This window comes from Pseudomonas parafulva (assembly GCF_002021815.1).
Lineage (GTDB): Bacteria > Pseudomonadota > Gammaproteobacteria > Pseudomonadales > Pseudomonadaceae > Aquipseudomonas > Aquipseudomonas parafulva_B.
The window spans coordinates 2,938,296-2,957,442 of record NZ_CP019952.1 but is presented as its reverse complement, the minus strand read 5'-3'; the positions used below and the strand labels follow the sequence as shown (position 1 = coordinate 2,957,442).

Annotated in this window: 15 protein-coding genes; 13 read left to right on the top strand and 2 right to left on the bottom strand. The window is 60.2% G+C overall.

Going from position 1 to position 19,147, the window contains the following annotated elements; genetic code table 11:
- Window positions 1-15: 15 nt before the first annotated feature.
- Window positions 16-621 (top strand): START domain-containing protein, encoded by a 606-nt coding sequence (locus tag B2J77_RS13320; RefSeq protein WP_058602662.1) that lies wholly within the window; start codon window positions 16-18, stop codon window positions 619-621.
- Between the two features lie 110 nt (window positions 622-731).
- On the opposite strand, the gene gltA is transcribed toward B2J77_RS13320, so the two are convergent.
- The gene (gene gltA / locus B2J77_RS13315) at window positions 732-2,021 is read right to left on the bottom strand and encodes a citrate synthase (protein WP_058639744.1); all 1,290 of its coding nucleotides are present in this window, start codon (window positions 2,019-2,021) and stop codon (window positions 732-734) included.
- A 352-nt stretch (window positions 2,022-2,373) separates the two neighbouring features.
- On the opposite strand from gltA, the gene sdhC reads away from it, so the two are divergent.
- The 11 genes from sdhC to B2J77_RS13260 all read left to right on the top strand — a co-directional run bounded on the left by sdhC (window position 2,374) and on the right by B2J77_RS13260 (window position 16,410).
- A complete protein-coding gene (gene sdhC / locus B2J77_RS13310) occupies window positions 2,374-2,760 on the top strand; it encodes a succinate dehydrogenase, cytochrome b556 subunit (protein WP_008091902.1) in 387 nt (128 codons plus the stop codon).
- The gene (gene sdhD / locus B2J77_RS13305) at window positions 2,754-3,122 is read left to right on the top strand and encodes a succinate dehydrogenase, hydrophobic membrane anchor protein (RefSeq protein ID WP_023533603.1); all 369 of its coding nucleotides are present in this window, start codon (window positions 2,754-2,756) and stop codon (window positions 3,120-3,122) included. Before sdhC ends, sdhD begins: the two co-directional genes overlap by 7 nt.
- Before the next feature lie 3 nt (window positions 3,123-3,125).
- Window positions 3,126-4,898 (top strand): succinate dehydrogenase flavoprotein subunit, encoded by a 1,773-nt coding sequence (gene sdhA, locus B2J77_RS13300; RefSeq protein ID WP_058602663.1) that lies wholly within the window; start codon window positions 3,126-3,128, stop codon window positions 4,896-4,898.
- A gap of 11 nt (window positions 4,899-4,909) precedes the next feature.
- Complete coding sequence (locus B2J77_RS13295; protein ID WP_023533615.1) at window positions 4,910-5,614, top strand: succinate dehydrogenase iron-sulfur subunit; 705 nt, start codon at window positions 4,910-4,912, stop codon at window positions 5,612-5,614.
- A 239-nt stretch (window positions 5,615-5,853) separates the two neighbouring features.
- Complete coding sequence (locus B2J77_RS13290) at window positions 5,854-8,685, top strand: 2-oxoglutarate dehydrogenase E1 component (RefSeq protein ID WP_058602664.1); 2,832 nt, start codon at window positions 5,854-5,856, stop codon at window positions 8,683-8,685.
- Between the two features lie 42 nt (window positions 8,686-8,727).
- Entirely contained in the window at window positions 8,728-9,948 is a 1,221-nt protein-coding gene (odhB, locus tag B2J77_RS13285) for a 2-oxoglutarate dehydrogenase complex dihydrolipoyllysine-residue succinyltransferase (protein ID WP_078478823.1), read from the top strand.
- Window positions 9,949-10,042: 94 nt separating this feature from the next.
- Window positions 10,043-11,479, top strand: a complete 1,437-nt coding sequence (gene lpdA, locus B2J77_RS13280) for a dihydrolipoyl dehydrogenase (protein ID WP_058602666.1) — start codon at window positions 10,043-10,045, stop codon at window positions 11,477-11,479.
- Window positions 11,480-11,651: 172 nt separating this feature from the next.
- On the top strand, window positions 11,652-12,818 hold the full coding sequence (gene sucC / locus B2J77_RS13275) for an ADP-forming succinate--CoA ligase subunit beta (protein WP_023533614.1): 1,167 nt from the start codon (window positions 11,652-11,654) through the stop codon (window positions 12,816-12,818).
- Window positions 12,818-13,702, top strand: a complete 885-nt coding sequence (sucD, locus tag B2J77_RS13270; protein WP_004376004.1) for a succinate--CoA ligase subunit alpha — start codon at window positions 12,818-12,820, stop codon at window positions 13,700-13,702. Before sucC ends, sucD begins: the two co-directional genes overlap by 1 nt.
- 408 nt (window positions 13,703-14,110) lie before the next feature.
- Window positions 14,111-15,424, top strand: coding sequence for a branched-chain amino acid transport system II carrier protein (gene brnQ / locus B2J77_RS13265; RefSeq protein ID WP_058639741.1), 1,314 nt, complete (start codon window positions 14,111-14,113; stop codon window positions 15,422-15,424).
- Between the two features lie 236 nt (window positions 15,425-15,660).
- The gene (locus B2J77_RS13260) at window positions 15,661-16,410 is read left to right on the top strand and encodes a DUF599 domain-containing protein (RefSeq protein ID WP_058602668.1); all 750 of its coding nucleotides are present in this window, start codon (window positions 15,661-15,663) and stop codon (window positions 16,408-16,410) included.
- Window positions 16,411-16,476: 66 nt separating this feature from the next.
- On the opposite strand, the gene B2J77_RS13255 is transcribed toward B2J77_RS13260, so the two are convergent.
- Window positions 16,477-16,752, bottom strand: coding sequence for a hypothetical protein (locus B2J77_RS13255; protein WP_058602669.1), 276 nt, complete (start codon window positions 16,750-16,752; stop codon window positions 16,477-16,479).
- Between the two features lie 433 nt (window positions 16,753-17,185).
- Between B2J77_RS13255 and htpG the strand changes: the two genes are divergently transcribed.
- Window positions 17,186-19,090, top strand: coding sequence for a molecular chaperone HtpG (gene htpG, locus B2J77_RS13250; protein ID WP_058602670.1), 1,905 nt, complete (start codon window positions 17,186-17,188; stop codon window positions 19,088-19,090).
- The last annotated feature ends 57 nt before the right edge of the window (window positions 19,091-19,147 follow it).

The following is a 19,147-nucleotide window of genomic DNA, read 5'->3' as shown; positions in this document are numbered from 1 at the left end:
ACAAGGATAAACATGATGAGATCGTTCAAGCGTATTGCGCTGCTGTGTGGCGTCAGTGTTCTGTTTGCACCTGTTGCCTTGGCTGAAAACTGGCAGGTGGCCAAGGACGAGGAGGGCATCAAGGTCTCTCTCAGTGAAGTGCCGGGCTCCAAGTACAAGGCTTACCGAGGCGTGACCGTCATCAAGGCGCCGCTGGCCAAGGTTCAGGCGTTGCAGGAGGATGTGGCCGGGGCTTGTGCCTGGATTCACGAGTGCAAGTTGCAGAAACTGCTCAAGCATGAGGGTGACCAGAGCTGGACCTACACCCAGTTCAATACACCCTGGCCTGTGACACCACGCGACTCCGTGCTGCGTGTAACCACGGTCAAGAGTGCCGATGGCAGCCTTACGCGCAACCTCGTCGAAGAGCCTGCCTACGTGCCCGAGGAGAAGGGCTTCGTGCGGGTGGCGAAGGTGGACGGTTTCTGGAAGCTGGTGCCCAAGGGTGACAGCACGGAGGTCACGTACCAGGTGCATACCGAGCCAGGCGGCAGTGTGCCGGCGATGGTTGCCAACAAGTTCGTGGTGGAAGCGCCGTTCAATACGCTCAAGGCGCTTCGGGCGCGCGCTGAGAAAAACTGACGTTTCTCTGCTGGATGGGTGAAGGGCCGCCTGTCACAAGAGGCGGTCAGCACTGGGCCAACCAAAAAAGGCTGCCCGAGGGCAGCCTTTTGGCATTGGGCGTTGAACGCTTACTTGCGGTCGCTCAGTGCCACGATGTCGCGCTTCGCCTCGCCGGTGTACAGCTGGCGCGGGCGGCCGATCTTGTACGGGCTGGAGAGCATTTCTTTCCAGTGCGAAATCCAGCCTACGGTGCGCGCCAGGGCAAAGATCACGGTGAACATGCTGGTCGGAATGCCGATGGCCTTCAGGATGATGCCCGAGTAGAAGTCGACGTTCGGGTACAGCGAGCGCTCGATGAAGTAAGGATCGGTCAGGGCGATCTCTTCCAGGCGCATGGCCAGTTCGAGCTGCGGGTCGTTCTTGATGCCCAGCTCGCGCAGGACTTCGTCGCAGGTCTGCTTCATCACGGTGGCGCGCGGGTCGCGGTTCTTGTAGACGCGATGGCCGAAGCCCATGAGCTTGAACGGATCGTTCTTGTCCTTGGCCTTGGCGATGAAGGTGTCGATGTTGGACACATCGCCAATCTCATCGAGCATGGTCAGTACCGCTTCGTTGGCACCGCCGTGGGCCGGGCCCCAGAGTGCCGCGATGCCGGCAGCGATGCAGGCGAACGGGTTGGCACCCGACGAACCTGCCAGGCGCACGGTGGAGGTGGAGGCGTTCTGCTCGTGGTCGGCGTGGAGGATGAAGATCCGGTCCATTGCCTTGGCCAGCACCGGGCTGATCGGTTTGATCTCGCACGGGGTGTTGAACATCATGTGCAGGAAGTTTTCCGCATACGACAGGTCGTTGCGCGGGTACATCATGGGCTGCCCCATGGAATACTTGTACACCATCGCGGCCAGGGTCGGCATCTTTGCGACCAGGCGCACCGCGGAAATTTCGCGGTGTTGCGGGTTATTGATGTCCAGGGAGTCGTGGTAGAAGGCCGACAGGGCGCCGACCACACCGCACATCACCGCCATCGGGTGAGCGTCGCGGCGGAAGCCGTTGAAGAACGTCTTGAGCTGTTCGTGAACCATGGTGTGGTTCTTGACGGTGCTGACGAACTGGGCTTTCTGCTCGGCATTGGGGAGTTCGCCGTTGAGCAGCAGGTAGCAGGTCTCGAGGTAGTCGGACTGTTCGGCCAGTTGTTCGATGGGATAGCCGCGATGCAGCAGGATACCCTTGTCGCCGTCGATGTAGGTGATCTTCGACTCGCACGAGGCCGTTGCCATGAAACCAGGGTCGAAGGTGAAGTGACCAGTGGCCCCCAACCCGCGGACGTCGATTACATCAGGACCAACCGTGCCGGTTAAAATGGGCAGCTCGACGGGGGCAGTGCCCTCGATGACCAACTGCGCTTTTTTGTCAGCCATGTGGCCTCCTATTAATGCTTGAAATCATCAGACAGACCCCCCACGCAGGGCCCGCACCACTATAGAGGGATAAATTCAGATGTCAATTTGCCTAAAGGCTTGTTGAATCAGCTGTTCAAGCCTGATTTTTCCCGAAATTCTCGCCCATTTACGCCTTTTCCTCCTTAAAGGCAATGCGCTATTCGGGCTACCCCCTCACGTTGTCATGAGCAGCCTAACTGTCTATACTCGGCACCCGACCGCCAGGGGCTTGCAAGCCCGACCTGCTGGGGGTCGCCGTTCCCTGGGTGGTGGGTACCTGACCAGTACACTTACCAACAACTTTGCCCTGATTCGCTAGGGGCTCTTCAGTGTGAAAAAAGCCGTGAAAAGCCAACGACCTGTAAACCTAGACCTAAGGACCATCAAGCTTCCTGTCACCGCGTACACGTCCATCCTGCACCGTATCTCCGGCGTCATTCTGTTCATCGGCCTTGCCATCATGCTGTATGCACTGGGCAAGTCGCTGGGTTCGGAGGAAGGCTTCGGTGAAGTGAAGGCGTGTCTGACCAGCCCGCTGGCCAAGTTTGTGACCTGGGGCCTGTTGTCCGCCCTGCTTTATCACCTCGTGGCAGGTGTTCGTCACCTGATCATGGACATGGGTATCGGCGAGACGCTGGAAGGCGGCAAGCTGGGCTCGAAAATCGTGATCGTCATCTCCGTGGTGCTGATCGTTCTGGTGGGAGTTTGGGTATGGTAACCAACGTCACGAACCTGTCGCGTTCGGGCCTCTATGACTGGATGGCGCAGCGCGTCTCGGCGGTCGTTCTCGCGGCTTACTTCATCTTCCTGATCGGCTACGTGGTCGCCCACCCAGGCATCGACTATGCCCAGTGGCATGCCCTGTTCTCCAACAACGCGATGCGGATCTTCAGTCTGCTGGCCCTCGTTGCCCTCGGCGCTCACGCCTGGGTTGGCATGTGGACCATTGCTACCGACTACCTGACGCCTATGTCGTTCGGCAAGTCGGCAACTGCGATTCGTTTCCTGTTCCAGGCGGTATGCGGCGTTGCGATGTTCGCTTACTTCGTCTGGGGTGTGCAGATTCTCTGGGGTATCTGATCCATGGCTAGCATTCCAACCATTTCTTTCGACGCCATCATCATCGGTGGCGGCGGCGCCGGCATGCGCGCAGCGCTGCAGCTGGCCCAGGGCGGTCACAAGACTGCCGTGGTCACCAAGGTCTTCCCGACCCGTTCGCACACCGTATCCGCCCAGGGCGGCATCACCTGCGCCATCGCTTCGGCCGACCCGAACGACGACTGGCGCTGGCACATGTACGATACCGTCAAGGGCTCGGACTACATCGGTGACCAGGACGCTATCGAATACATGTGCCAGGAAGGCCCGGCTGCGGTCTTCGAATTGGACCACATGGGCCTGCCGTTCTCGCGTACCGAAACCGGCCGTATCTACCAGCGCCCGTTCGGCGGCCAGTCCAAGGACTTCGGTAAAGGTGGCCAGGCTGCCCGTACCTGTGCCGCTTCCGACCGTACCGGTCACGCGCTGCTGCACACCCTGTACCAGGGCAACCTGAAAGCCGGTACCACCTTCCTCAACGAATACTATGCCGTTGACCTGGTGAAGAACCAGGAAGGCGCCTTCGTCGGCGTGATCGCGATCTGCATCGAAACCGGCGAAACCATGTACATCAAGTCCAAGGCCACCGTTCTGGCCACTGGCGGTGCTGGCCGTATCTACGCCTCCACCACCAACGCCCTGATCAACACCGGTGACGGCATCGGCATGGCCCTGCGCGCCGGTGTTCCGGTGCAGGACATCGAGATGTGGCAGTTCCACCCGACCGGTATCGCCGGCGCCGGCGTACTGGTCACCGAGGGATGCCGCGGTGAGGGTGGTTACCTGATCAACGCCCACGGCGAGCGCTTCATGGAGCGCTACGCACCAAACGCCAAAGACCTGGCCGGCCGCGACGTGGTTGCCCGTTCCATGGTCAAGGAAATCATCGCCGGCAACGGCGTGGGCCCGAACAAGGACCACGTACTGCTGAAGCTGGACCACCTGGGCGAGGAAGTGCTGCACAGCCGTCTGCCAGGCATCTGCGAACTGTCCAAGACCTTCGCCCACGTTGACCCTGTCGTTGCGCCAGTGCCGGTCGTTCCGACCTGCCACTACATGATGGGTGGCGTTGCCACCAACATTCATGGCCAGGCCATCACCATGGACGAAGAAGGCAATGATCACATCATTCCTGGCCTGTTCGCCGTAGGTGAAGTGGCGTGCGTATCGGTTCACGGTGCAAACCGCCTGGGCGGCAACTCGCTGCTCGACCTGGTGGTATTCGGCCGTGCTGCCGGCCTGCACCTGGAGAAGGCGCTGAGCGACGGCATCGAGCACCTCGACGCCAGCGACACCGACATCGACGTTGCCCTGAATCGCCTGAACAAGCTCAACGAGCGCTCCACCGGCGAAGACGTAGCCAGCCTCAAGCGCGAATTGCAGAGCTGCATGCAGAACTACTTTGGTGTGTTCCGTACCGGCGAGTACATGCTCAAGGGTATCGAGCAACTGGCTGGCCTGCGTGAACGTATTGCCAACGTCAAGATTAACGACAAGTCCCAGGCCTTCAACACCGCGCGTATCGAAGCGCTGGAGCTGCAGAACCTGCTGGAAGTTGCCGAAGCTACCGCCATCGCGGCCGAAGCCCGTAAAGAGTCGCGCGGCGCTCACGCCCGTGAAGACTTCGAAGACCGTGACGACGAGAACTGGCTGTGCCACACCCTGTACTACCCGGGTGTCAAGCGCGTTGCCAAGCGTGGCGTCAACTTTGCGCCGAAGACCGTGCCGGCCTTCGAACCAAAAATCCGGACCTACTAAGGGTGGCTGCTATGTTGAAAGTCGAAGTTTATCGCTACAACCCCGACACCGACGCGGCCCCCAAGATGGAGTCGTTCGACGTCGATACCGGCGGCAAGGACCTGATGGTTCTGGATGTATTGGCGCTGATCAAGGAAAAGGACGAGGGCTTCTCGTACCGTCGCTCCTGCCGTGAAGGCGTGTGCGGTTCCGATGGCATGAACATGAACGGCAAGAACGGCCTGGCCTGCATCACCCCGCTGTCGGGCGTGGTCAAGGGCAACAAGCTGGTACTGCGTCCGTTGCCTGGCCTGCCGGTCATTCGTGACCTGGTCGTGGACATGAGCATCTTCTACAAGCAGTACGAGAAGGTGAAGCCGTTCCTGCAGAACGATACGCCGCCTCCGGCCATCGAACGTCTGCAGTCGCCGGAAGACCGTGACAAGCTGGACGGCTTGTACGAGTGCATCCTGTGCGCGTGCTGCTCCACGTCCTGCCCGTCGTTCTGGTGGAACCCGGACAAGTTCCTGGGCCCCGCCGCGCTGTTGCAGGCCTACCGTTTCCTGGCCGACAGCCGTGACACCAAAACCCAGGAGCGCCTGGCGTCCCTGGATGACCCGTTCAGCGTATTCCGCTGCCGCGGGATCATGAACTGCGTCAACGTTTGCCCTAAAGGTCTCAATCCGACCAAGGCGATCGGCCACGTACGTAACATGCTGCTGCAAAGCGGCACCTGATACACGTTGTACCTGCAGTACGCCGACGTGCGGGTGTAACACCCGCACCGAGGTAAAACCCGAACGGGGCTCACAAAGCCCCTGTTCATTACCTATGAAGATGAGACCAGCAGGGGCTTTCCGGGCTGGTACCCGGAAAATCAGCAGGATCCAGGTGGCGTGGTTCAGTCGCTGTTTTCGGACCGTTCCAGGTTTTCATGGCTCTCGCCGATCAGTCCCCTAATCGAGGGTGACCAAGCATGCAAGAAAGCGTGATGCAGCGCATGTGGGAAAGCGCCCACCTTTCAGGTGGTAACGCTGCATATGTGGAAGAGCTCTACGAACTCTACCTGCACGACCCTAACGCTGTGCCAGAAGAGTGGCGCACCTACTTCCAGAAGTTGCCCGCCGACGGCAGCACCGCTACCGACGTATCGCACTCCACGATCCGCGATCATTTCGTACTGCTGGCAAAGAACCAGCGCCGCGCCCAGCCGGTATCTGCCGGGAGCGTGAGCAGTGAACACGAGAAGAAGCAGGTTGAAGTGCTGCGACTGATCCAGGCCTATCGTATGCGCGGCCATCAGGCTGCCAAGCTCGACCCCTTGGGGTTGTGGCAGCGCCCTGCGCCCGTAGACTTGTCGATCAATCACTACGGCTTGACCAATGCCGATCTTGATACGACCTTCCGTGCCGGCGACCTGTTCATCGGCAAAGAGGAGGCGAGCCTACGCGACATCCTCGATGCGCTCCAGAAGACATATTGTCGCACCATTGGCGCCGAGTTCACCCACATCGTCGATTCCGAGCAGCGCAGCTGGTTCCAGCAGCGCCTGGAAAGCGTGCGTGGCCGTCCTGAATTCTCCGCCGACGTGCAGTCCCACCTGCTCGAGCGCGTCACCGCAGGCGAAGGCCTGGAGAAATACCTGGGTACCAAGTACCCGGGCACCAAGCGTTTTGGCCTGGAAGGTGGCGAAAGCCTGATCCCGATGCTGGACGAAATGATCCAGCGCTCCGGCTCCTACGGCACCAAAGAAGTCGTCATCGGCATGGCCCACCGCGGTCGCCTGAACGTGCTGGTCAATACCTTCGGCAAGAACCCGCGCGAGCTGTTCGACGAGTTCGAAGGCAAGAAGATGAACGAGCTGGGCTCCGGTGACGTGAAGTATCACCAGGGCTTCTCTTCTAACGTGATGACCCCAGGCGGCGAAGTCCACCTGGCCATGGCGTTCAACCCGTCCCACCTTGAAATCGTGTCGCCTGTGGTCGAAGGCTCGGTGCGCGCCCGTCAGGACCGCCGCAACGACAGCGTTGGCGACAAGGTGCTGCCTATCTCCATCCATGGCGACGCGGCCTTCGCAGGCCAGGGCGTGGTGATGGAAACCTTCCAGATGTCGCAGACCCGCGGTTTCAAGACCGGCGGTACCGTGCACATCGTGATCAACAACCAGGTTGGCTTCACCATCAGCAACCCGCTCGATGCGCGCTCGACCGAGTACGCCACCGACGTGGCCAAGATGATTCAGGCGCCGATCCTGCACGTCAATGGCGACGATCCGGAAGCCGTGTTGTTCGTCACCCAGCTGGCCGTCGATTACCGCATGCAGTTCAAGCGTGACGTGGTCATCGACCTGGTTTGCTACCGTCGCCGCGGTCACAACGAGGCCGACGAGCCCAACGGCACCCAGCCGCTGATGTACCAGCAGATCACCAAGCAGCGCACCACCCGCGAGCTGTACGCCGAAGCCCTCATCCAGGCAGGCCGCATCGACGCCGAGCGCGCCCAGTCCAAGATCGACGACTACCGCAGTGCGCTGGACAACGGCCTGCATGTGGTCAAGAGCCTGGTCAAGGAGCCGAACCGAGAGTTGTTCGTGGACTGGCGCCCCTACCTGGGTCACGCCTGGACGGCTCGCCACGACACCCGCTTCGACCTCAAGACCCTGCAGGAGCTGTCGGCAAAACTGCTGGAGCTGCCTGAAGGTTTCGTGGTCCAGCGTCAGGTCGCCAAGATCTACGAAGATCGCCAGAAGATGCAAGCCGGTGGCCTGCCGATCAACTGGGGCTACGCCGAAACCATGGCCTACGCCACGCTGCAGTTCGAAGGGCACCCGATCCGCATGACCGGCCAGGACATCGGACGCGGCACCTTCTCCCACCGTCACGCGGTGCTGCACAACCAGAAGGACGCCAGCACCTACGTACCGCTGAAGAACCTGTACCCGGGCCAGCCACGCTTCGAACTGTACGACTCCTTCCTGTCCGAGGAAGCGGTGCTGGCATTCGAGTACGGCTACTCCACCACCACGCCGAACGCGTTGGTGATCTGGGAAGCTCAGTTCGGCGACTTCGCCAACGGTGCGCAAGTGGTGATCGACCAGTTCATCACCAGCGGCGAGCACAAGTGGGGCCGTCTGTGCGGCTTGACCATGCTGTTGCCGCACGGTTATGAAGGCCAGGGCCCAGAGCACTCCTCGGCGCGCCTGGAGCGTTACCTGCAGCTATGTGCAGAGCAGAACATCCAGGTCTGTGTGCCGACCACGCCGGCGCAGATCTATCACCTGCTGCGTCGTCAGGTCATTCGCCCGCTGCGCAAGCCGCTGATCGTGCTCACGCCCAAGTCGCTGCTGCGTCACAAGCTCGCCGTCTCGACGCTCGAAGACCTGGCGGAAGGTTCGTTCCAGACCGTCATTCCGGAAATCGACACCCTCGATCCGGCCAAGGTCGAGCGCCTGGTGCTGTGCGGTGGCAAGGTCTACTACGACCTGCTGGAAAAACGTCGTGCCGAAGGCCGCGAAGACATTGCGATCGTGCGTATCGAGCAGTTGTATCCGTTCCCGGAAGACGACCTGGTCGAAATCCTGGCGCCGTACACCAACCTCAAGCACGCGGTCTGGTGTCAGGAAGAGCCGATGAACCAGGGCGCCTGGTACAGCAGCCAGCACCACATGCGTCGTATCCTGGGCCGCCACAACAAGGCGCTGAACCTGGAATACGCCGGTCGCGAAGCTTCTGCCGCGCCAGCCTGTGGTTACGCTTCCAAGCACGCCGAACAGCAGGAACGACTGCTGCAAGACGCGTTCACCGTTTAACGCCTTCGCGCATCTGAAACCGAATTTAAGGAAACACTGATAATGGCTATCGAGATCAAAGCCCCAACCTTCCCGGAATCGGTTGCCGACGGCACCGTTGCCACCTGGCACAAGCAGCCAGGCGACGCCGTCAAGCGGGACGAGCTGATCGTCGACATCGAGACCGACAAGGTCGTGCTGGAAGTGCTGGCCACTGCCGACGGCGTGTTGGGTGACATCGTCAAGGGCGAGGGCGATACCGTCCTGTCCGACGAAGTGCTGGGTTCGATCGTGGAGGGCGGCGCTGCTGCCGCTGCACCTGCTGCTGCGCCTGCCCAGGCCGCCGCACCGGCCGCCGCCGCTGCCGACGCCGGTGAAGACGACCCGGTCGCTGCCCCTGCTGCCCGCAAGCTGGCAGAAGAAAATGGCATCGACCTGGCCAGCGTGTCGGGTACCGGTAAAGGCGGTCGCGTGACCAAGGAAGATGTGGTCGCTGCCGTGGCCAACAAAAAGTCGGCGCCTGCCCCGGCGGCCAAGCCTGCCGCTGCAGCACCGGCACCGGTCGTGACCGCCGCTGGCGATCGTACCGAGAAGCGTGTGCCGATGACCCGTCTGCGCGCCAAGATCGCCGAGCGCCTGGTCGAAGCCCAGTCCAACATGGCCATGCTGACCACCTTCAACGAAGTCGACATGACCGAAGTCATGGCCCTGCGTTCGAAGTACAAGGACCTGTTCGAGAAGACCCACAACGGCGTGCGCCTGGGCTTCATGTCGTTCTTCGTCAAGGCTGCGACCGAAGCGCTCAAGCGCTTCCCGGCTGTCAACGCCTCGATCGACGGCAACGACATCGTCTACCATGGTTACGCGGACGTTGGTGTAGCGGTCTCCAGCGACCGTGGCCTGGTGGTCCCGGTACTGCGCAACGCCGAGTCCATGAGCCTGGCCGAAATCGAGAACGGTATCGCCACCTTCGGCAAGAAAGCCCGTGACGGCAAGCTGGCCATCGAAGAAATGACCGGCGGCACCTTCACCATCACCAACGGTGGTACCTTCGGTTCGATGATGTCGACGCCGATCGTCAACCCACCACAAGCCGCGATCCTGGGCATGCACAACATCATCCAGCGCCCGATGGCCATCAATGGCCAAGTGGTGATTCGCCCGATGATGTACCTGGCGCTGTCCTACGATCACCGCCTGATCGACGGCAAGGAAGCGGTGACCTTCCTGGTGACCATCAAGAACCTGCTGGAAGATCCGTCCCGCCTGCTGCTGGACATCTAATCGCGCAGCTGTAAGCTGCGAGCGACAGGCTTCAGATCGAAGCCTGTCTGTCTTGCGGCTTGCAGCGGCCGCTTGAGCTAACAAGGAATCTTTTATGACCCAGAAATTCGACGTGGTAGTGATTGGTGCCGGTCCTGGCGGCTATGTAGCTGCTATCAAGGCCGCCCAACTTGGTCTGAAGACTGCCTGCATCGAGAAGTACACCGACGCCGAGGGCAAGCTGGCCCTGGGCGGCACTTGCCTCAACGTAGGCTGCATTCCTTCCAAGGCGCTGCTGGACAGCTCTTGGAAATACAAGGAAGCCAAAGAGAGCTTCAACGTCCACGGTATCTCCACTGGCGAAGTGAAGATGGACGTACCGGCGATGGTTGGCCGCAAGGCAGGCATCGTCAAGAACCTGACCGGCGGTGTCGCCACCCTGTTCAAGGCCAACGGCGTGACCTCCATCCAGGGCCACGGCAAGCTGCTGGCGGGCAAGAAGGTCGAAGTGACCAAGGCTGACGGCACCAGCGAAGTCATCGAAGCGGATAACGTCATCCTGGCTTCCGGCTCGCGCCCGATCGACATTCCGCCGGCCCCGGTCGACCAGAATGTGATCGTCGACTCCACCGGCGCCCTGGAATTCCAAGCTGTGCCCAAGCGCCTTGGCGTGATCGGTGCTGGCGTGATCGGCCTGGAACTGGGTTCGGTATGGGCGCGTCTGGGCGCAGAAGTGACCGTACTCGAAGCCCTGGACACCTTCCTGATGGCTGCCGACACCGCCGTCTCCAAGGAAGCCCAGAAGGTTCTGACCAAGCAAGGCCTGGACATCAAGCTGGGTGCGCGCGTCACCGGTTCCAAGGTCAACGGCGACGAAGTCGAAGTGACCTACACCAACGCCGAAGGCGAGCAGAAGATCACCTTCGACAAGCTGATCGTTGCGGTGGGCCGCCGTCCAGTGACCACCGACCTGCTGGCTGCCGACAGCGGTGTGAACATTGACGAGCGTGGCTACATCTACGTCGATGACCAGTGCGCGACCAGCGTGCCGGGCGTCTACGCCATCGGTGACGTGGTGCGTGGCCTGATGCTGGCGCACAAGGCCTCGGAAGAGGGCATCATGGTCGTCGAGCGCATCAAGGGTCACAAGGCCCAGATGAACTACGACCTGATCCCATCGGTCATTTACACCCACCCGGAAATCGCATGGGTCGGCAAGACCGAACAGTCCTTGAAGGCCGAGGGTGTTGAGGTTAACGTGGGCACCTTCCCGTTCGCGGCCAGCGGCCGTGCGATGGCGGCCAACGACACCGGTGGTTTCGTCAAGGTCATCGCCGATGCCAAGACCGACCGCGTACTGGGTGTGCACGTGATTGGCCCATCGGCTGCCGAACTGGTACAGCAGGGCGCAATCGCAATGGAATTCGGCACCAGTGCCGAGGATCTGGGCATGATGGTCTTCAGCCATCCAACCCTGTCCGAAGCGTTGCACGAAGCAGCGCTGGCGGTGAATGGCGGTGCCATTCACGTCGCCAACCGTAAGAAGCGTTAATCATAAGAAACCACGGCGGGCTGCCCGTCGTGAGTCTTGCGTGCATGACTCACCGCGGAAAGTCCGCCGGACCGGATCACATGGGATAACCCGGGGTCAACGGTCACAGGTGGTGCGGCGCCAGTGATGGCGCAGCGCCGAAGCGCAGTACCTAACGAAGACGGTAAAAAGCATGAATCTTCACGAGTATCAGGGTAAGCAGCTGTTCGCTGAGTACGGCCTGCCAGTTTCCAAGGGTTTCGCGGTCGACACCCCTGAAGAAGCGGCAGAAGCCTGCGACAAGATCGGCGGGAACGAGTGGGTCGTCAAAGCCCAGGTTCACGCTGGTGGTCGCGGCAAAGCGGGCGGCGTCAAGCTGGTTCGCAGCAAGGAAGACGCCAAGGCGTTCGCTGCACAGTGGTTGGGCAAGAATCTGGTCACCTACCAGACCGATGCCAACGGTCAACCCGTCTCCAAGATTCTGGTCGAATCCTGCACCGACATCGCCAAAGAGCTGTACCTGGGCGCTGTGGTCGATCGCTCGAGCCGCCGCATCGTGTTCATGGCCTCCACCGAAGGTGGCGTGGACATCGAGAAAGTCGCTCACGACACACCTGAAAAAATCCTCAAGGCCACTATCGATCCACTGGTCGGCGCTCAGCCGTTCCAAGGTCGCGAGCTGGCGTTCCAGCTGGGTCTGGAAGGCAAGCAAGTGCAACAGTTCGCCAAGATCTTCGTGGGCCTGGCCAAGCTGTTCAAGGATCACGATCTGGCCCTGCTGGAAGTGAACCCGCTGGTGATCAAGGCCGACGGCGACCTGCACTGCCTCGATGCCAAGATCAACATCGATGCCAACGCCATGTACCGTCAGCCCAAGCTGAAAACCTTCCACGACCCGTCCCAGGACGATGCCCGTGAAGCCCACGCTGCCAAGTTCGAACTGAACTACGTTGCCCTGGAAGGCAACATCGGCTGCATGGTCAACGGTGCTGGCCTGGCCATGGGTACCATGGACATCGTCAACCTGCATGGCGGCAAGCCAGCCAACTTCCTCGACGTGGGCGGCGGTGCTACCAAGGAACGCGTTACCGAAGCGTTCAAGATCATTCTGTCCGACAGCAATGTCGCGGCCGTTCTGGTCAACATCTTCGGCGGCATCGTTCGCTGCGACATGATTGCCGAAGGCATCATCGGTGCTGTGAAGGAAGTCGGCGTGAAGGTGCCGGTCGTCGTTCGCCTTGAAGGCAACAACGCCGAACTGGGCGCTAAAGTACTGGCAGAAAGCGGTTTGAACATCATTGCTGCAACCAGCCTGACCGACGCTGCTCAACAAGTTGTCAAAGCTGCGGAGGGCAAGTAATGAGCGTCCTGATCAACAAAGACACCAAAGTCATCTGCCAGGGCTTCACCGGCTCGCAGGGTACTTTCCACTCCGAACAAGCCATCGCCTACGGCACCAAGATGGTCGGCGGCGTCACTCCAGGCAAGGGTGGCACCACCCACCTGGGCCTGCCGGTGTTCAACACCGTCAAGGAAGCCGTTGAGGCGACCGGCGCCGATGCTTCGGTCATCTACGTACCAGCGCCGTTCTGCAAGGACTCGATCCTGGAAGCAGCGTTTGGCGGCATCAAGCTGATCGTGTGCATTACCGAAGGCATTCCGACCCTGGACATGCTGGACGCCAAGGTCAAGTGCGACGAGCTGGGCGTGACCCTGATCGGCCCTAACTGCCCAGGCGTCATCACGCCGGGCGAGTGCAAGATCGGCATCATGCCGGGTCACATTCACTTGCCAGGCAAGGTCGGTATCGTGTCGCGTTCCGGCACCCTGACCTACGAAGCTGTCAAGCAGACCACCGACGCCGGCTTCGGCCAGTCGACCTGCGTCGGCATCGGCGGAGACCCGATCCCGGGCTCCAACTTCATCGACATCCTGAAGCTGTTCCAGGAAGACCCGAAGACCGAAGCGATCGTCATGATCGGTGAGATCGGCGGTTCGGCTGAAGAAGAAGCCGCAGCCTACATCAAGGCCAACGTCACCAAGCCTGTCGTTTCCTACATCGCCGGTGTTACCGCACCTGCGGGCAAGCGCATGGGCCACGCTGGCGCAATCATTTCGGGCGGCAAGGGCACTGCAGACGAGAAGTTCGCAGCCCTGCAGGACGCAGGTGTCAAAACCGTACGTTCGCTGGCTGACATCGGCAAGGCCTTGGCCGAGCTGACCGGTTGGGAAGTGAAGAAGTAATATTGCTGCACCCCCCACGCGCACAGAGGCCACCTTCGGGTGGCCTTTGTCGTATAGGGACGCCGATTAATCTCGTGAAGATGTGCTCGTCAGGTTAGGGGACCAAAAGGATTAGGTTTTTTCGATAGCTGTGATAGGAATTTTCGTGCATACACCCTGTTCAACCAGCGGATAATACCGATCGTTCCGTTCACGCAGACGACAATGACGTACGCACATCGGACAACACGCACTGTGCCAGTGCGTTTGAAGGGTAAACCGGTTAATCTACGCGACTATTTTGTGCCCGTGCCCCAAAAGGGAACGACACGCTAAACGGGTCTGGCCTACCAAGCCGGGCAGCATTTCCCTCACCCATGGGGAAATCCCCTCACGAATCCCGATTTCAGCAGTGTGGTACTACCTCAAATGAAAGTTCTCAAAGGCCAGGATATCCTGGCGCTTGGCTTTATGACGTTCGCGCTTTTCGTAGGCGCTGGCAATATCATCTTTCCGCCCATCGTCGGCCTGCAATCCGGCCCGCACGTGTGGATGGCTGCGCTGGGCTTTTTGGTCACGGCGGTGGGGCTGCCTGTGATCACCGTGGTCGCCCTGGCCAAGGTCGGCGGTGGCATGGATGCGCTGAGCAGCCCGATCGGCAAGTTCTTTGGTGGCCTGCTGGCCGCCGTTTGCTACCTGTCGGTTGGCCCCTTGTTCGCAACACCGCGTACCGCGACGGTATCGTTCGAGGTGGGTGTAGCGCCGTTGACGGGTGAAAGCCCGCTGGCGCTGTTCATCTACAGCCTGGTCTACTTCATCGTGGTGTTGGCGGTGTCGATGTACCCTGGCAAACTGCTGGACACCGTGGGTCGGTTCCTGGCACCGCTCAAGATCATCGCGCTGGCCGTGCTTGGCATCGCGGCCTTCGCCTTGCCAGCGGGCACCATTGGCGAGGCGCAGCCTGCCTATGCTGCTGCCGCGTTCTCCAAGGGCTTCTCCGATGGCTACCTGACCATGGATACGCTCGGGGCGCTGGTATTTGGCATCGTCATCGTCAACGCCATCCGCTCGCGCGGCGTGGAGTCGCCCAAGTTGATCACTCGCTATGCCATCATTGCCGGGCTGATTGCCGGTGTTGGCCTGGCGCTGGTGTATATCAGCCTGTTCCGCCTGGGCGCCGGTAGCCACGAAATCGCGGCAGGGGCCAGCAACGGGGCGGCTGTGCTGCACGCCTATGTGCAACATACCTTCGGCTCGTTGGGCAGCGGCTTCCTGGCCGTGTTGATCGCACTGGCGTGCCTGGTGACTGCCGTGGGCTTGACCTGCGCCTGTGCCGAGTACTTCAGCCAGATCCTGCCGTTGTCCTACCGCGCGCTGGTCGTGATCCTGGCAGGCTTCTCGCTGCTGGTGTCCAACCTCGGGCTGACCAAGCTGATCATGTTCTCGATCCCTGTGCTCACCGCCATCTACCCGCCGTGCATCGTCGTGGTGGGGCTGAGCTTCGTGAACGAGCTGTGGAACTCGCCAACGCGCATCCTCGGCCCGGTGATGCTGGTCTCGTTGCTGTTCGGCATGGTAGATGCCGTCAAAGGTAGCGATATTGCCCACGTGCTCCCGGACTTCATGGCTCACTTGCCCTTGAGCGATCAGGGCCTGGCTTGGCTGGTGCCGTCGGTGGTGACCTTGGCGGGTGCAGTGGTATGCGATCGCATGCTCGGCAAGCCCCGCCAGGCCATGGCATGAGTTGCTAAGCCCAGGGTGCGGCATCGGCCACAAGCCACGAGATGCTGGACCCACTGCTTGGCACTGCAAGCCCCGCATTCGCAAGGATGCGGGGCTTTTGTTCATATGCACCTTGGCAAACGTCGCAAGCGAGCCGCCTTGGAAATTATTCGCCGGAGTTCGCGTGCCTTTTGCGGCTTGCCAGCGTCGAAAGACGGTCTTTATGCTTTCGGCACATGGCACCTACGGATCTCTGCATGAACTTCATCCTGAGCAACCTCAATAACCTCATAGCGGCATGCTGGTTCGTGCTGTGCTGGGGCGGCTATACGCGCTATGCCATCTGGAAGGGGCGGGACACCGCATGCTTGGCCAGCGTGTTGCATTTATACCGTGAAGACTGGATGCGCAGGATGCTGCTGCGTGACAACCGCATTGCCGATGCCAGCGTCATCGGCAACCTGGAACGCAACGCCTCCTTTTTCGCCTCCAGCACCCTGATCATCCTGGCGGGTATCTTGACTGTGCTGGGGGCTTCCGACCGCGCGCTGTCGTTGCTGGCGGATTTACCGCTGGTGCAGCAGGCATCCCAGGGCATGTCGGAGATCAAGTTGCTGTGCCTGGCCACGGTGTTCGTGTATGCCTTCTTCACGTTCAGCTGGTGCATGCGTCAATACAACTTCGCTGCCGTACTGGTGGGCTCGGCGCCCATGATCGGCGAGCGTCAGGTAAGCGAACTAGAGCGCAAGGCCTTTGCCTTGAGGGCGGCCAGGGTGCTGTCATTGGCGGCCAACCAATTCAACTTCGGGCTGCGCGCTTATTACTTCGGCATGGCCATGTTGAGCTGGTTTATCAACCCCTGGTTGTTCATGGCGGTAAGTGTAGGGGTTGTGCTGATCCTTTATCGCCGCGAGTTCCATTCAGACGTGCTTGACGTCATGGTGTTCACCCCCACCGAAAGTTCGACAGGCGAGTTGCACGCCCCACAGTCCACGTTGCCTAACTGAAACGATTAGTCCACGAATGACAGGCATAAAAAAACCCGACAATGTCGGGTTTTTTGTTCGGTTCGATTACTGCTTGGCAGGATCGGCCGGCGTAGTGGTGGTCGCTGGCGTGGCTGGGGCAGCCTCTTCGGCAGCCTTGCGATTGGCTTCGGCCTGGTCTTGGGCAGCTTCGGCGTTTTCCTTGGCGGCTTCGTTCATCTTGTCCTGTGCGTCACCCATCTTCTCCTGGGCTTCTTCACGGTGTTCTTGTGCGTCCTGGGCTTTGTCTTCGCTCGCTTTATCGCAAGCAGCCAGGCCCATGGCAGCAGCCAGCATCAGAGCAAAAGCAAATGGTTTACGCATGAGGGTGTCTCTCCTTGGTGGAATAAGTTGACTTGATGCTTCGAGTCGGGCCCTGCTGGATTAGTTCCACCGTCATTACGCAGATATTAAATATCTTGAAACTGAACTTCCGGCCATGGCGATTGTTTCGCACTAAGGCGGGTTAACGGCCGCGGGCAACTGCAACTCCGCCAGTATGGCAGTGCACGGCAGGTACGCACATGCACGTCTTTTCGTTGCGTCAGTATCCGCACCCGTCTGAACCTGGAAACGATACACCGCCTGCGGCAAGCAGGGCGGCCAAGCAGCTTGCCACGACCTGCTCGGATTTGAAGATCGAATCGGGCAAGCCCTTGAAATCAATTCGGCAGCCCCCATCTGCATGACATCCGCCGCCAACGCAGCCATCCATGCCGCTTGGCGACCACTGTCATCTGATCGGAGTTTGAAGAACATGAGCGTGGAGACTCAAAAAGAAACGCTGGGCTTCCAGACCGAGGTGAAGCAACTGCTGCACCTCATGATCCATTCCTTGTACTCGAACAAGGAGATCTTCCTGCGCGAACTGATCTCCAACGCCTCCGACGCCTCCGATAAGCTGCGTTTCGAGGCGCTGGCAAAGCCCGAACTGCTCGAAGGCGATGCGGACCTGAAGATTCGACTGAGCTTCGACAAGGAGGCCGGTACGGTCACCCTCGAGGACAACGGCATCGGCATGAGCCGCGACGACGTCATCGCTCACCTGGGTACCATTGCCAAATCCGGCACTGCCGACTTCATGAAGAACCTCACCGGCGATCAGAAGAAAGACTCGCACCTGATCGGTCAGTTTGGCGTGGGCTTCTACTCGGCATTCATCGTGGCTGATCAGGTCGATGTCTACAGCCGTCGCGCGGGCCAGCCCGCCAGCGAAGGCGTGCACTGGTCGTCCAAGGGCGAGGGCGAGTTTGAAGTCGCGACCATCGACAAGCCTGAGCGCGGTACCCGCATTGTTCTGCACCTGAAAAAGGACGAGCTGGAATTCGCCGATGGCTGGCGCCTGCGCAACGTGGTCAAGAAGTACTCCGATCACATTGCCCTGCCAATTCAGTTGCCCAAGGAACAGACAGCAGCCGAAGGCGAAGAGCAGCCAGCCCAAGAGTGGGAAACCGTCAACCGTGCAAGCGCCCTGTGGACCCGTCCGCGTACCGAGATCAAGGACGAGGAATATCAGGAGTTCTACAAGCACATCGGCCATGACTTCGAAAACCCGTTGGCCTGGAGCCATAACAAGGTCGAAGGCAAGCTTGAATACAACTCGCTGCTGTACGTGCCTGCCCGCGCCCCGTTCGACCTGTACCAGCGTGAAGCGCCGCGTGGCTTGAAGCTGTACGTTCAGCGCGTGTTCATCATGGATCAGGCCGAGTCGTTCCTGCCGCTTTACCTGCGCTTCATCAAGGGTGTGGTGGATTCCAACGACTTGTCGCTGAACGTGTCGCGGGAAATCCTGCAGAAAGACCCGATCATTGATTCGATGAAGACCGCGTTGACCAAGCGCGTGCTGGACATGCTCGAAAAACTGTCCAAGAACGAGCCAGAGCAGTACAAGAGCTTCTGGAAGAACTTCGGTCAGGTGTTGAAAGAGGGCCCGGCCGAAGACTTTGCCAACAAGGAAAAGATCGCTGGCCTGTTGCGCTTCGCGTCTACCCACGACGAAAGCGGCGAGCAGAGCGTGTCGCTGGCCGACTACCTGGCCCGCGCCAAGGAAGGGCAGGACAAGATCTACTACCTCACCGGCGAGTCCTACGCGCAGGTCAAGAACAGCCCGCACCTCGAAGTCTTCCGCAAGAAAGGCATCGAAGTGTTGCTGCTGACCGACCGCATCGACGAGTGGCTGATGAGCTACCTGAACGAATTCGACGGCAAGGCGTTCGTGGATGTGGCCCGTGGCGATCTGGACCTAGGCAAACTGGATACCGAAGAAGACAAAAAGGCCCAGGAAGAAGTCGCCAAGGATAAGGAAGGCCTGGTAGAGCGCCTGAAAAGCGCATTGGGCGAAAACGTCGCCGAGGTCCGCGTCTCCCATCGCCTGACGGATTCGCCAGCCATTCTGGCCATCGGCGAACAGGACCTGGGGCTGCAGATGCGCCAGATTCTGGAAGCCAGCGGCCAGAAAGTGCCCGATTCCAAGCCCATCTTCGAGTTCAACCCGACCCACCCGCTGATCGAGAAGCTCGATCACGAACAGAGCGAGGACCGCTTCGCCGAGCTGTCGCACATTCTGTTCGACCAGGCCGCGCTGGCAGCCGGTGACAGTCTGAAAGATCCCGCAGCCTACGTCCGGCGCCTGAACAAGCTGTTGGTCGAGTTGTCTGCTTGAATTGACGTATGGCTAAAGCCCGCTTCGGCGGGCTTTTTTCATGGTGCAGCCTTAAGG